This window comes from Bacillus sp. ABR, assembly GCF_056172715.1.
Map to the genome: position 1 here is coordinate 854756 of NZ_JAOYSL010000001.1, position 14543 is coordinate 869298.

Consider the following 14543-nt stretch of genomic DNA (forward strand, 5'->3'; position numbering starts at 1 on the left):
ATCATATTGTCATGAAGAAATAAATGGATTTCTCGTAAATTTTATGTAATGAGTTCGTAGGAAAAGAGATTGCTATTTTAGGAGCATTCCTGTATAAGTGGGCTTATAAGGATGGACAGCAAGGGAGAGAGAGGATTGATAACGTGAAAGAACTGCAAACACCTTCGAGAACGATAATGACACCGGGGCCCGTAGAAGTAGACCCGAGAGTGCTCCGTGTGATGAGCACCCCTATTCTCGGTCAATTTGATCCAGCATTTACACACATAATGAACGAAACAATGACCTTATTGCGATCACTTTTTCAAACAGAAAACAAATGGGCTTATCCAATTGACGGTACGTCCCGTTCAGGGCTTGAAGCTGTGCTCGCCAGTGTGATTGAGCCGGGAGATTCAATGCTTGTGCCTGTCTTTGGCCGCTTCGGTCACCTGCTCATTGAAATAGGACAGCGCTACGGTGCTGAAGTACATACAATGGAATGTGAATGGGGGACGGTTTTTGATCCTGCCGACATCATCCAAGAAATAAAGCAGGTCAAGCCTAAAATCGTTGCCATGGTTCATGGTGAAACATCCACCGGACGATTGCAGCCGCTCAAGCAAATTGGTGAAGCATGCCGGGCTCTTGATGTGCTGTTCATTGTAGACGCTGTGGCGACCATTGGCGGTGTCGAGGTAAAAGTGGACGAATGGAAAATTGATGCGGCGATTGGCGGCACGCAGAAATGTTTATCTGTTCCATCAGGCATGTCACCTATTACATATAATGACCGTCTCGCAGCTGTCATTGAATCGAGGAAGAAAGTAGAAAAAGGGATTGCGACACAGGATGAATTACAAAAACAGATCGATATTTCTCCAATCAAAAGCAATTATTTTGATTTAAGCCAGCTTCAGGATTATTGGAGCCCAAGAAGATTAAATCATCATACAGAAGCGACAACGATGCTCTATGCACTGCGAGAAGGGGTTCGTCTTGTGCTGGAAGAAGGGCTGTCTGAACGTTTTCAAAGACACGCGTATCATGAAAAAGCCTTGATGAAAGGTCTTGAAGCGATGGGGCTTGAATTGTTTGGTGATCCAGATTGTAAAATGCCGGTTGTGACCTGTGTTGTCATTCCAAAGGGTATTGACGGAGAAGCGGTCCGTTTCGACCTGCTCCATCATTTTGGAATTGAGATTGCAAGCTCCTTTGGACCGCTTGCCGGCCGTATATGGAGAATTGGGGCAATGGGCTACAGCTGCCGAAAGGAAAATGTGCTGTTTGTGTTAGCGGGTCTGGAAGCGATCCTCATCAAACACGGTGCGTCTATCCATTGCGGAGCAGGGCTTCAGGCGGCTCTTTCTATCTATGAACAAGCTGAATAGATACATCATACTCGCCACTGGCGGGTATTTTTTTATTTGGAAAAGAACGCTAATTTTTGAAAAACTAGACTTATAGATAAGGTTATCGCTATACTGGAGAAGTTCTCATCCTTTTTGTCATCATTTTCATTTATTTTGCAGAAAGAGGTTTTTTGTATGAAGAAGATGGGCAGATTATACATTTTGATGCTCAATATTTTTATTGCCATGCTTGGCTTTGGCCTCATTGTACCTGTTATGCCGAGTTACATCGAAGCCTTTGGCGCAACAGGAAAAACACTCGGTTTTCTTGTCGCTGCAACAGGCCTCACACAATTCGCGTTATCGCCGATCGCCGGCGCACTGACCGATCGGTTTGGACGAAGGAAATTGATCATTGCCGGGATTGCCGGCTTTACGATTGCTCAGTTTATTTTTGCTTTTGCTGATCAGCTTTGGATGCTGTTTGTGTCTCGCTTTTTAGGCGGTGCTGCCGGGGCTTTGCTCATGCCGGCTATGTTTGCATACATCGCTGATATCACAAGTGAAAAGGACCGAGGGAAAGGAATGGGTCTATTCAGTGCAGCGATGACACTAGGTTTTGTCATTGGGCCGGGCGTAGGCGGCTATTTGGCTGAGTACGGGATCGCTTTTCCATTTCTCATTGCTGGTTCCTTTGCCGCCCTTTCTACTTTGTTATCCATGCTATTCTTACCTGAAACATTAACAAAGGAAAAGCAGGAAGAGGCGCGGCTCAACAAGGACATTCATTTCAATCCTTTTGTACAAATGATCGAGGCCCTAAAGACATCGTACGGCTTTTTGTTTATATTGGCCTTTGTCCTCAATTTCGGGATCATTCACTTTGAATCGATTTTCGGCTTATATGTAGACCAAAAACACGGATTTTCACCGAAAGATATTGCCTTTGTGATTACGGTTGCGGGTCTCGCTGGGGTGCTTGTCCAAGGTGCGTTAGTGAATGCCTGTGTGAAACGATTTGGAGAGATGAGAGTCGTGCGTTATGCGCTGTTAGGTGCGGCTTTCATGCTGATCGCCTGCCGTTTTGCGCCGTCCTTTTGGTTGATCTTTACAGGTTCGATTTTATTTTTATCGGCTACGTCATTTGTCCGTCCAGCCCTCAATACATTGCTGTCCAAGATGGCAGGCAATCAGCAAGGGGTGGCAGGCGGTCTCAATACATCCTTTATGAGCCTTGCCAATATCGTCGGACCGAGTCTTGCTGGTATATTATTTGATGTGAATATTGAGTTTCCTTTTATGTTTGGAACACTGGTGCTTTGCGTCAGTTTCGCTGCATCCATCGTGTGGGGGAAAAAAGTGCAGCATGCTCATGCAGCGCAAGGAAGATTGTAGTTGATCTACAATCTTTTTTTATTGAATGAAATACATCTAGAAAAATTCCAATTAGAAATAGTATATGTTTTATATTTTATCTAAATGAATAGTATAGTTTATCAATATTTACACCTTTTACTGAGATGAAATCCATAAATTTAGGTCTTTGAGATTAATAAAAACTTGTTAATAAAATACTAAAACATACATTTTGTGTAAAAAGTGATTGATTGGCTTTTTCCACAATGGTAACATCAATCTCGACAGCATGAGGTAACTGAGATAATCAAGAGAAAAGGGGATAGAAAATGAAGAAGTTTATGTTTGCCATTATATTTTTTATCGTCACCATGTTTAGTACAGCAGTGCCATCAGCAGTTCATGCGGCAGAAATTGATCATGACAAGGTAGTTGGTTTTAGAGAAGTCAATCCAACAACTGTTACACAAAAAGCAGCGAAAAAATTTCAGCCTTATTTGAAAGTATGGCATGGATGTGTACCATTCCCAGCTGTAGATGCTACTGGAAACACAAGCAGAGGGTTAAAAACGAGCGGTTCACATAATGGTGGATGCAGCAGTAATATCGGTCAAGTATATTCACGTTCAGATTGGTACAATGGCAGCTGGGCAATTATGTATGCTTGGTATTTCCCAAAAGATAATCCTTCACCGGGCTTTGGTCATCGTCATGACTGGGAATCCATTGTCGTTTGGATTGACAACCCAGCTGTAGCCAACCCGCGTGTTCAATCGATTGCTTACTCAGGTCATGGGCAATATAAGAAAGCAGCACCGAGTGCCGCAAGTATTTTAGGAACAAATCCTTTGGTTGGTTATGATAGCAATTGGCCATTGAACCACGAGCTGGATGTAAGCGGCAATGTGAGCGGTAAAGGGATGCAGCCTTTAATTGGCTGGGATGATCTAACGCCGGCAGCAAGACATGCATTGAATACAACAGACTTTGGTAGTGCCAACGTACCATTCAAGGACAGTAACTTTAAAAACAATTTAGCAAAAGCTTGGTATCGATAAGAGTTAACCATGATAAAACCGATCATCTAAAAAATGATCGGTTTTTTATCAATAAAATCGCATCATCTCTCATATTTCACGACAGGTGATTTTTCTTTATGAAGCGCACGAATCATTGCATCATCTACGTGTAAATGCTCTTTCACTAATTGAGGCGGGGTTAGGGCCATCCACTGATTCAACGAAATATCTGCAAACCGATCACTTTTAAAAATTTCTAAAAACCAAAGGCTCGTTTGGCCGATATTTTGGATGTAATGCCCCATACCAAAAGGAACATATCCAACATCACCTGCTCTGTAATTAAAGGTGCGGGCAGTACCTCCTGCTCCAAAGACCGTCATTTTGGCCGTGCCGGTTAAATAGTATTGCCACTCATCATTATTAGGGTGCCAGTGCATTTCTCTCATGCCGCCAGGTTTTACTTCGACAAGTGCAGCCGCAATCGTTTTTGAAATCGGGAAATTCTGTGAATCGACAATTCGGACGGTTCCGCCTGAGGTCGTTAGCGGCTTTTGACGAAGAAGCTGGTGCGTAAATGGCGGCTTAATGCTCCCGTATGGATCAGATACCATTTGGCTTTCTAAAGATGCCGGCGGTGAGCCTTGAAACATATAGCGCTGCTTATTCGGAATACGGTCAAACAATTTCTTAGGAACACCAAAATTGGCGGATAGAATATCTTTTGGTGTATGGGCAAACCAGTCTGTGATCGTGAATGTATCAAATTCAGAAAAATCGCCATCATCAAATACAAGAAGGAACTCACATCCATCCTCAAGTCCTTGAATGGAGTGCGGGATACCAGGTGGAAAATACCACAAATCGCCTTCTTCTATATCAGCGATCATATTTCGCCCTTCTGCATCTACAGATGTGATGCGGGCTTTGCCTAAAATCATATACGCCCATTCCGCCTGTTTATGCCAATGAAGCTCACGAACACCTCCGCGTGTGAGCCGCATGTTGACACCTGCAATCGTTGTTGAAACAGGCAGCTCCCGCTTCGTAATTTCCCTCGACCAGCCGCCGTGATTCAAATGCATGTGTGTATCAGAAAATGAAAATTTTAAATTAGGAATTGTTCCGGCATCGGTTTTAGGGGGAACGAGCATATCTGGGTTCTCTATATCTCGAAGGACATCACGCGGGCCTAAGTCGGTGGCACCCGCGCCATCCTTTCGAATGGGCTGCGGGATGTGACGGAGCTCATCATCCATTTGTCATCCCTCCTCGAGACTCATTTTTCTCTTCCAAACTATATGAAGCTTCGGAAGAAAAAATTCAATCAGGATGGGATGTGAGAAACCTTTGAATACGGAAGGCTAAGCGCAGCCGCAATGTTGCGTCAGGATCTTTTAAGCTGATTCGAAGCAATTCTTCACACTTCTCAAGGCGATAAATGACCGTGTTGCGATGAATCGACAATCGTTTGGCTGTTTCTGAAATGTGGCAATGGGTTTCTAAATAGACAGATAAGGTGTGAAGAAGGCTTTGGTCTGCTTGTGATGGTTCAGATAACGGGTGTAGGTGCAGCTGGTGAAACGTGATCATATCCTTTATTGGAATGAGCTTTAGTAAATCTGGTACATCCTTCGCCTGATAAAATTGAATATATTCAGTCCGCGATGAGAGATGTCCGGTTTGAAGAGCCTCTAATGCTTCATTGTAGCCCTCAGACAGATGGGGGATTAGGCAGGCGGTCAAACTCACCCCAAATGAGATGGTGTGATTCACTTGCAGTTTAACAAGCTTCTGCAATTGTTTTAAAAAAGAGCTGAGACTGCCGCTAACCTCAGGCAAACTGCCAGTCTCCTCCATCAATACAACACCCATATCACCTTTGACAAACAGAAAGGCAGGAAATGGGCAATTTGGAAGTGCACTTTCGAGCAGATCAATCACTTGATCTAAAACCATTTGCTGCTTCATAAAACATGTGGTATCACTACGCTGGTCAAGCTGACAGATCATACATAGATAGTGACATTCGGCACTTAATCCAAACGATTGAGCGAAATGTAAATGATCTTGCTGGGAAAACGATGCCCTCTCTATCCATCTGCGAAAACCCTCATTTCTAGCTCGCTTGGCCGTTTGCAGGGCGGCATATTGTCTCATACGAGCAATCGACATTTCGTTCAATGCTTTTGCAATCATCCCATGCAATGCTTTATTCTGCGGGTGAATGAAAGAAAGGATGACCAGGTAATCACATGTTTGTTCGTTTAAATCAATCGGAAAGATGGAAAAGGTTTGTTTAGCATGTATCATCGAAAAAGAATGAGTTGTCCTGCTTCGAAAAAAGGGGAGAATGTGCATCCATTCTGGACTCGTCATCATGGAGTTCGAGGTATACAGTATACGTCCATACTGGTTAAACAAATAGACAGGCTCGTGAATATTTCTGGCTATTTTTTGTAATATGTCAAACTGGTTATCGTCTATGTTCATATCCACTCAATCTCCTTTATTGGTGAAGATGAATAAAAAAATGGACAATCACTGTCAACATCTCTGATATGCATTTTATGTTATCAGCTAAAATCATTTTAGATAGAAAGTTGTTAATTAATATGACAAACAAACAGAGCGTCAGGACAAAATCACGTGCCACCAGTCATCTTCATTCAGAATTACGAGCAAATATGATATGTTGTAAACAGAAGAATTTCTTTCAGAAATATGGGGATCACAAAAGACAAGGCTTCGAATGAGGAAGCCGTCTATACATGAAAGTGGCAAGAGGTGAGAAACATGATTTATATCGGATTAACTGGCTGGGGAGATCATGACAGTCTTTATCCGCCGAAAATTGGCAGCACGCAAAAGCTGTTTCACTACGCATCAACGTTTCCCATTGTGGAACTAGATGCCAGCTTTTATGCGGTTCAGCCTGAGCGTAATCATGAAAAGTGGATAAAGGATACTCCGGATGACTTTCAATTTGTTGTAAAAGCATACCAAGGAATGACTGGACATCAAAGGGGCGAGATTCCGTTTGCTTCGAAGGAAGAAATGTTTGACGCGTTTATTCTTTCATTGACTCCGCTCATTCGTGAAGGGAAACTAGCCATGGTCCTATTTCAATTTCCCCCATGGTTTGATTGCAAAAAAGAGCACGTCCACTATTTAAGATGGTGTAAGGAGAAGATGGGCGATATTCCATGTGCTCTCGAATTCCGAAACCGTACATGGTTTTCAGAAGAATTTTATGAGCAGACTTTATCCTTTATGGAAAAGGAAGGATGGATTCATTCCGTCTGTGATGAACCGCAAGTCGGAGAAGGCTCCATTCCGCCAGTCATACAAGCTACACACCGTGATAAAACATTGGTCCGATTTCACGGAAGGAATAAACAGGGCTGGCTTCACCCAGCAGACCATGAGAATTGGCGTGAAGTGAGATATTTATATTTATATAATGAAGCTGAATTAAAAGAGTGGAAAAAGAATCTCGACATCCTGCATCAGCAATCGAAAGATGTCTATGTCGTGTTTAATAATAACTCCGGCGGAGATGCAGCAGCAAATGGACAGCAGATGATTGATTTGCTGGATATCACGTATTCAAGCCTGTCTCCGAAGCAGTTAGATTTATTTAGTTAACCGAGAGCTGACTGAAGCTTTCAACCTGAATGAGACGGTCAGTGACAACTTGAGGGAGAGATCAACATGCTGCAGAAGCTATGGTTATATCATACAAACGACTTGCACAGCCACTTTGAGAACTGGCCAAAAATTGCAGCTTATATTGAAGAAAAGCGTCAAGTTCACGATCAGATGCTCTTGTTTGATATTGGCGACCATATGGATCGAGTAAACCTCGTATCCGAAGCTGATTATGGAAAGGTAAACGTCAAGCTCCTCAATCAGCTTGGCTATGATGGAGTCACGATCGGGAATAATGAAGGCATTACGCTGCCTCATGATCAGCTTGATCACTTGTATGAGAATGCACAATTTCCTGTGGTCCTGTCTAATCTATTTGAGAAAGGCAAAAGGCCATCATGGGCAAAGCCCTATCATATGATCACAATGGAAAACGGACTGAAGCTCTGTCTCTTAGGCGTGACCATTGCGTATACACCTGTTTATGAAAAGCTGGGCTGGAACATTACTGATCCATTTGACAGCATACGGGACATGTTGCAGGAAGTGAAGGGACAGGCAGATGTCATTGTGCTCTTATCCCATCTCGGTATTATCCATGATCGAGAGGTCGCCCGTGACTTCCCTGAAATCGACATCATCCTAGGCTCGCACACGCATCATCTGTTAGAACAAGGTGAAATGGACAATGGGGTGCTTCTTGCATGCGCTGAAAAGTATGGGCATTATATTGGCTGCGTCGAGCTGACAATCGATACAGCACGCAAAGAGCTGATAGAGAAAAAGGCGACAGTGCAGTCAGTGGATCAGCTCATCAGTGAATCAGATGAAGCCATCACCACCTTACAGCAGGCAGAAAGAAGAGCGAAAGCACTCATGCAGGAAAAAGTCACAACAATTGAGTCGAAGCTAGAAACGAAGTGGTTCGACGAATCTCCGCTTCCGCAGCTCTTAACAGATGCCATTAAAGATTGGGGCGAGGCAGATATTGGCATGATGAATGCGGGTATGGTGCTTGATTCATTAGAGGCAGGGATCGTCACAAGAGAAGAAATCCACCGGATATGTCCGCATCCTATTAATCCCATTCGGGTGACGCTTACCGGTCAACAGCTCATCGAAACGGTTCGGCGGGGCTGTGAAGAAAAAATGGAACAGCTGCGCATTAAAGGCTTCGGCTTTAGAGGTGAGCTGATGGGGAAAATGCTATATAGCGGACTCAGCTATACGTTAGAAGAAGGCGAGGCCAAACGGGTGAAGGATGTCTTTGTACATGGTCAATTGATCAAAAAAGACGCCTCCTATACAGTTGGCACAGTCGATATGTATACATTAGGCTCTCTTTTTCCTCATATCCGTGATCACGATCACATTGAATATTTCATGCCTGAATTTCTACGTGATGTTCTGACATGGCGCTTGAAGGAAGCCACATGAAATCCGCTTCAGCCTAACAACACGCGCCCTCTTTTCACATAGATTGTGATGAGAGGAGTGAAGGGATTTGGTGAATTTAACACCTATTACAATTGATGGCCATTCCTTTACAGCGGTCACCGTCAAACTGCCGAAGACAAATTTCATGGCAGTAACAAATGAACACGGGTATATCATGTGCGGTGCACTTGATGTCGGGCTCTTGAATGAAAAGCTTGCAGATAGAGGAATTATTGCAGGAAGAGCAGTTGGGGTAAGAACCATTGAGCAATTGCTCGATGCTCCTTTAGAATCTGTGACATACGCCGCAGAAGCACTGGGTATCTCTGCTGGAACAATTGGAAGAGATGCATTATTAAAAATGGTGAAATAAAATAGAGAGATGATTCCTATCCCCCCGCCTGTCTGCATACACATGTAATGGAGAAGGGGGGATTTTTTATTGAGAATGAACCGCCGTTATCGCCCCTACAAAAAGGGCCCTTTGCCATTTCGTTACGTCATGCTGCTTGCCATCGTATTCTTTGTGCTCTCAACCGTGATTAGTTTGTTTTTTATCAACCGATCCATTAAACCAACCCTTATTCACATTGCTGAACTAGAAACAGAGCGCATCGCCAATCACCTCATACAATATTCAGTGCAAGACTTTGCAGACGATCAGGAGAATATGAAGGATATGGTGGTCATGAATACAAGTGAGAACGGAAAAGTGACGACCATCGATTTTAATGCGCAAGCAACATCGAAAGCCATGGCTGACCTATCACGTCATCTTCAGAAAAATTTAGAGGACATTGAAAAGGGGAACTTTCAAAAAGAGGCAAAAGAAGCGTTAAAGGATCAAGCAGATGGACATGACGGCATTATATATAACATTCCGCTCGGTCAGGCATCCGGAAATGCACTCATCGCCAACCTCGGACCAAAAGTACCTGTACGCTTTAGTGTGATTGGTGATCCGCACACGGACGTTGAGAAAAACATTAAGCCTTATGGCATCAACAATGCGTTGATTGATATTAGTGTTCTGATCGAGGTTAAGGTAAGAGTCATTATCCCATTTGCTTCTGAAACAATCGTAGTCAAAAACTCTGTTCCTGTCTCCATACAAGCCGTTCAAGGAGACGTACCAGATTATTATAATGGCAGCGGAACAAACTCAGGTGCTCCACCAATTGTTCTCCCAGAGAAAAAGGAGAAAAAGGAATAACAGCCCAACAATGATTGGGCTGTTTTTTTACGATTTTCGTTTCCGTTCAGCTCTTTCCCACGCCCTCAAATGAGGGTATGGGTCAAATGACCATTCCGTTCTACCGTTGTCTTTGTACATGCCATAGTGAAGATGCGGCGGAAATTTTCCTGCGGTGCCTGGAGGGCCGTAACCGGAGCTTCCGACAGATCCAATCACCTGACCTGGTTCAACAATTTGACCTGTCTTAAGTCCTTTCGCAAAGCCATTTAAGTGAGCGAAGTAATGATAATGATTATGAATATCTCGAATGCCTATCCGCCAGCCGCCAAAGCGGTTCCATCCTTTCATTTCAATCACGCCATACGATGTCGCACGAACGGGAAGTCCATAATGGGCAAATAAATCGGTTCCCTCATGAATTCTTCTTCCTCCAAATCCTCTCGCATCTCCCCATGTACTTCGGTAGCTGTAGTCAGCTCCAACTGGTAGAGGAAAAGCATGCTTTCCAAGATCAAGATGGCCGTAGTGCTTATATAGCTTCATAAAAGATGAAATGATTCCAACGGTTTGATCACGTCCATAATAGTCCCATAAGCCAATTTTTAATTGATCAATGCTGCTGCCGTAGTGAAGCAAGTATTGAGCAAACGTGAATAATACATCCTCATCGTCATCGCTGCTTGCTTTGCCATCCCCATTCCCATCAAGACCAATTCCGTCAAACACTTTAATGCTTAAAGGAGAGGTATCCTGTTTATTCGGGTTTTCTGGTCCAATCCACATTTCCCGGGGAATGTAGATGCCAATGACGCCTTTTTGTTTCGGTAAATCTCTTCTGCTTTTTCGAATATTGTGTTCATACTGATCAACTGCAGCAAGTACATACCATGGAACCTGTGTTGTGATGGAGACTTTTTCATATAGGGCCATTCTCTGCTTCAATTCATCTGGCTGTTTGCCGGTCCCTTCTGCATGAACAGGTAAAGGGAGCATTGAAAGAGCAATCATGATGGCTAAAACCACTTTCACAAACGTCCATCTCCTTTCATCGAGCATCGTCTTCTACCGTTTAGTGTGGTTAGATCACTCTATTTCATAAGAAGAAAATGTTAGTAATTTTCTTCGGTTTTTTAGGAGGCTTTTGGGTATTTTTGCAGCTCATTCCCTTGTTGTTCAATCTGTACTATGTTAAAGTGTCTAAAGAAAAGGCTTTAGGCCGAAGATTCAATTTTTTGCAGCTTCTTGGCTGCATCCATCGTATATAGCAGGAAGATTTTTGTAGATGCACCTTTAACGAATTCATATGGAGATGATGGAATTGGCAAAGAAGGAAGAGCACGTAAGAAAACCGGACTGGCTTAAAATTAAGCTGAATACGAATGAAAACTATACCGGTTTGAAGAAAATGATGCGGGAAAACAACCTGCATACCGTTTGTGAGGAAGCAAAATGTCCGAATATTCATGAATGCTGGGCAGTGAGAAGAACCGCTACATTTATGATCCTTGGATCTGTTTGTACGCGCGCATGCCGTTTCTGTGCGGTGAAAACTGGACTTCCAACTGAGCTTGACCTACAAGAGCCAGAACGCGTGGCAGATTCAGTAGCATTAATGAACTTAAAGCATGCTGTCATAACAGCGGTTGCAAGGGATGATCAAAAGGATGGCGGAGCAGGTGTATTCGCTGAAACCGTTCGTGCGATTAGAAGAAAAAGCCCATTCACGACAATTGAAGTTCTCCCTTCAGACATGGGCGGTAATTATGATAACTTGAAGACGTTAATGGACACTCGTCCTGACATTTTAAATCACAACATTGAAACAGTGCGCAGATTAACGCCAAGAGTTCGTGCGCGTGCTACATATGATCGTTCATTAGAATTCTTGCGTCGTGCAAAAGAAATGCAGCCCGACATTCCAACAAAATCAAGCATTATGATTGGACTCGGTGAAACGAAGGAAGAAATCATTGAAGTCATGGATGATCTTCTTGCCAATAACGTGGATATTATGGCGATTGGTCAGTACTTACAGCCTTCGAAAAAGCATTTGAAAGTTCAAAAATACTATCATCCGGATGAGTTTGCAGAGCTGAAGGAAATTGCGATGTCAAAAGGCTTTAGCCACTGTGAAGCTGGGCCGCTTGTGCGCTCTTCCTACCATGCAGATGAACAAGTAAACGAAGCGTCTAAAAAGCGTCAGGCGCAAGCATAACAAAGAAAACGCCAGAGCTCTCTGGCGTTTTTTCTCATATTAATTTTGGCCATAAGGGGCGTTTCTTCTCATCGTACGGTCGGAATTCGTCATCCCATTTGCATCTTCTTTCGTTGAAATATCTCCACCTTGAGGGGAGTACTTCATTTGCTGAATTGTTTTGGTTAAAATCTGGTCAAAATCACGTGAATTGGTTTGAAGACGTGAAAAATTGGCAATGGATTGAAAGTGCTCTGGATTATCAGAGACGTATACATGATAATAACGAGGGAGAACAGAAACCGCCGTTTTCTTTACTTGATCGGCAGATTCATCACGGTTTTTGTTTCCTGTTCGATACACGATGAGTGCATCCTCATCTGTCACAAGTGTCGCAGCATCTTTGATGTTTGGCAGCTGCACCGTTAAACTTGTAATCACGTGGGCAAGATGCTCACGATTTAAAGCAGGGGTTCTTTCTTTCTGATCCGTTACTTGCTGGCGCTGATAACGAACATATCCTGCTCTGTTTGTGTCTGCTTCTGGCATGTTGGAATTATTTCCTTCATGACGATCCGACAGACGGATGGTTTTACTTGAAGAATCTTCATCCACTTGCCGGTTCATACCTGATTGAAAGCCGCACCCGCCTAAAAGCATGCTGAGGAGAATCGCGGCTGTCAGTTGTTTCTTCATAAATGTGACCTCCTTTTTCCTTTAGCTTCGGCTAAATCGGAAAAAACATGCTTTAGCAATTGATGGAGTTCTTCCAATGAATTATCATTAAAGATGGATCGTTTAAAAAGAGGTGAGAAGATGATCGTCATTCAGAATGCTACCTTTGATCTTGTAAGAGATATCAAAGACGGCTTTAATGAAGAAGCGTTTAAAGCAAGGTACTCAGATATTTTAAATAAGTATGATTATATTGTGGGGGACTGGGGCTATAATCAGCTCAGGCTGAAAGGGTTCTTTGATGACCAAAACCAAAAGGCCACATTTGATACTAAAATCAGCACACTCGATGAATACATTTATGAATACTGTAATTTTGGCTGTGCCTATTTTGTCTTAAAACGAATCAGAAAATAACGCAAAGGGGAGCGTCATAATGTATTTCGTAGACAGAAAAAAGATTGAAGAGACATTACGTTTTTTCGAGGAGCAATATGAGTTGATGCAAAGTCATCAAACATGGACAAGCCCTTTAGAAAAAAAAGCACTGGAACGAATTGTTCATTTGCTCGTCGAATGTATTCTTGATACTGGAAATGACATGATTGATGGCTTTATTATGCGTGACCCAGGAAGCTATGATGACATCATGGATATCCTTGTTGATGAAAAGGTCGTACCAGAAGGTGAAGGCAGTCAGCTGAAAAAGCTTGTCTCATCCCGCAAAACACTTGTGCAGCAATATCAGGAAGTGGATCATCATGACTTATTGCAGGTCATCAGCGAAGTAGAGCAGGCGCTAGAGGTCTTTCCAAGCCGCATCCGTACCTACTTGGAGCAGGAGCTTGGCCCAGTATCAGCGTTTAAATAAACCATTGGAGTTGTGAGCATCATGAAATACAAAGGCTATTTAATTGATTTAGACGGGACAATGTATAAAGGAACAGAAAAGATCGAAGAAGCAGGTCAATTTGTTCAGAAGTTAAATGAGTTGAACATCCCTTACTTGTTTGTCACGAATAACTCATCACGCACGCCAAAGCAGGTAGCGGAAAAACTCGTTTCCTTCGATATTCCAGCCACAGAAGAACAAGTTTTCACAACAAGTATGGCGACGGCCAATTATATTGCTGAGCAAAAGAAAGATGCGTCAGTTTACGTGATCGGTGAAGAAGGAATCAAGCAGGCGATTGAAGAAAAAGGGCTGACGTTTGGTCAGGAAGACGCAGATTTTGTTGTTGTTGGAATTGATCGGGGCATTACATATGAAAAATTAGCAGTAGGTGCGATTGCCATCCGTCAAGGCGCACAATTTGTCTCAACAAATGGAGATATTGCCATCCCAACAGAAAGAGGGCTTTTGCCAGGGAACGGTTCATTAACATCTGTACTGACCGTGACAACAACAGTTCAGCCGACATTTATCGGAAAGCCAGAATCCATTATTATGGAACAAGCGATGCGTGTGCTTGGAACAGATGTGTCTGAGACGCTCATGGTGGGTGATAACTATGATACGGATATTATGGCAGGAATGAATGCAGGGATGGACACATTACTCGTCCATACAGGTGTGACAACAAAAGAGCTGCTTCAGCAGTATGAAAAGCAGCCAACCTATGTCATTGATTCATTATCCGAGTGGATTGAGCGATTATCATAAAAAAAGAGGACAAGCGTTACGC

The 14543-nt window shown here is 43.1% G+C and carries 15 protein-coding genes; 11 read left to right on the forward strand and 4 right to left on the reverse strand.

All coding sequences use genetic code 11. From position 1 onward, the window contains the following. The first annotated feature begins 176 nt into the window (after positions 1-176). From OIT90_RS04340 to OIT90_RS04350, 3 genes are all read left to right on the forward strand, one after another. Complete coding sequence (locus OIT90_RS04340) at positions 177-1370, forward strand: pyridoxal-phosphate-dependent aminotransferase family protein (protein ID WP_281733658.1); 1194 nt, start codon at positions 177-179, stop codon at positions 1368-1370. Positions 1371-1526: 156 nt separating this feature from the next. Beyond that, positions 1527-2726 carry an MFS transporter gene (locus tag OIT90_RS04345; RefSeq protein WP_474892287.1) on the forward strand — a complete coding sequence of 400 codons (1200 nt, stop codon included), beginning with the start codon at positions 1527-1529 and terminating at the stop codon, positions 2724-2726. A 290-nt stretch (positions 2727-3016) separates the two neighbouring features. Continuing rightward, positions 3017-3745: an NPP1 family protein gene (locus OIT90_RS04350; RefSeq protein ID WP_260774777.1), complete on the forward strand. Its 729-nt coding sequence runs from the start codon at positions 3017-3019 to the stop codon at positions 3743-3745. 62 nt (positions 3746-3807) lie between these two features. Here OIT90_RS04350 and OIT90_RS04355 read toward each other — a convergent pair whose 3' ends face one another. Both OIT90_RS04355 and OIT90_RS04360 read right to left on the reverse strand, forming a co-directional pair. Continuing rightward, the gene (locus OIT90_RS04355; protein ID WP_212039724.1) at positions 3808-4965 is read right to left on the reverse strand and encodes an oxalate decarboxylase family bicupin; all 1158 of its coding nucleotides are present in this window, start codon (positions 4963-4965) and stop codon (positions 3808-3810) included. Between the two features lie 64 nt (positions 4966-5029). Next, on the reverse strand, positions 5030-6199 hold the full coding sequence (locus tag OIT90_RS04360) for a PucR family transcriptional regulator (protein WP_474892288.1): 1170 nt from the start codon (positions 6197-6199) through the stop codon (positions 5030-5032). A gap of 303 nt (positions 6200-6502) precedes the next feature. On the opposite strand from OIT90_RS04360, the gene OIT90_RS04365 reads away from it, so the two are divergent. The 4 genes from OIT90_RS04365 (at position 6503) to yunB (ending at position 10007) form a co-directional block, all read left to right on the forward strand. Next, positions 6503-7354 (forward strand): DUF72 domain-containing protein, encoded by an 852-nt coding sequence (locus OIT90_RS04365; protein WP_474892289.1) that lies wholly within the window; start codon positions 6503-6505, stop codon positions 7352-7354. A gap of 66 nt (positions 7355-7420) precedes the next feature. Next, positions 7421-8794: a bifunctional metallophosphatase/5'-nucleotidase gene (locus tag OIT90_RS04370; RefSeq protein ID WP_474892290.1), complete on the forward strand. Its 1374-nt coding sequence runs from the start codon at positions 7421-7423 to the stop codon at positions 8792-8794. 67 nt (positions 8795-8861) lie between these two features. Then, a complete protein-coding gene (locus tag OIT90_RS04375) occupies positions 8862-9167 on the forward strand; it encodes a YunC family protein (RefSeq protein ID WP_024425980.1) in 306 nt (101 codons plus the stop codon). A gap of 69 nt (positions 9168-9236) precedes the next feature. Next, the gene (gene yunB, locus OIT90_RS04380) at positions 9237-10007 is read left to right on the forward strand and encodes a sporulation protein YunB (protein ID WP_082672222.1); all 771 of its coding nucleotides are present in this window, start codon (positions 9237-9239) and stop codon (positions 10005-10007) included. 27 nt (positions 10008-10034) lie between these two features. Here yunB and OIT90_RS04385 read toward each other — a convergent pair whose 3' ends face one another. After that, positions 10035-10982, reverse strand: coding sequence for a M23 family metallopeptidase (locus OIT90_RS04385; protein ID WP_228280212.1), 948 nt, complete (start codon positions 10980-10982; stop codon positions 10035-10037). Positions 10983-11307: 325 nt separating this feature from the next. Between OIT90_RS04385 and lipA the strand changes: the two genes are divergently transcribed. Beyond that, positions 11308-12204 (forward strand): lipoyl synthase, encoded by an 897-nt coding sequence (lipA, locus tag OIT90_RS04390; protein WP_008360456.1) that lies wholly within the window; start codon positions 11308-11310, stop codon positions 12202-12204. A gap of 39 nt (positions 12205-12243) precedes the next feature. Here lipA and OIT90_RS04395 read toward each other — a convergent pair whose 3' ends face one another. Next, positions 12244-12879: a YhcN/YlaJ family sporulation lipoprotein gene (locus OIT90_RS04395; RefSeq protein WP_034659879.1), complete on the reverse strand. Its 636-nt coding sequence runs from the start codon at positions 12877-12879 to the stop codon at positions 12244-12246. Between the two features lie 120 nt (positions 12880-12999). On the opposite strand from OIT90_RS04395, the gene OIT90_RS04400 reads away from it, so the two are divergent. The 3 genes from OIT90_RS04400 to OIT90_RS04410 are packed head-to-tail and all read left to right on the forward strand — an operon-like array spanning position 13000 to position 14521. Next, complete coding sequence (locus OIT90_RS04400) at positions 13000-13275, forward strand: YutD family protein (RefSeq protein WP_039181199.1); 276 nt, start codon at positions 13000-13002, stop codon at positions 13273-13275. A gap of 19 nt (positions 13276-13294) precedes the next feature. Further along, a complete protein-coding gene (locus OIT90_RS04405; RefSeq protein ID WP_039181197.1) occupies positions 13295-13729 on the forward strand; it encodes a DUF86 domain-containing protein in 435 nt (144 codons plus the stop codon). Positions 13730-13747: 18 nt separating this feature from the next. Next, positions 13748-14521 (forward strand): TIGR01457 family HAD-type hydrolase, encoded by a 774-nt coding sequence (locus tag OIT90_RS04410; RefSeq protein WP_099663641.1) that lies wholly within the window; start codon positions 13748-13750, stop codon positions 14519-14521. Positions 14522-14543 lie beyond the last annotated feature (22 nt).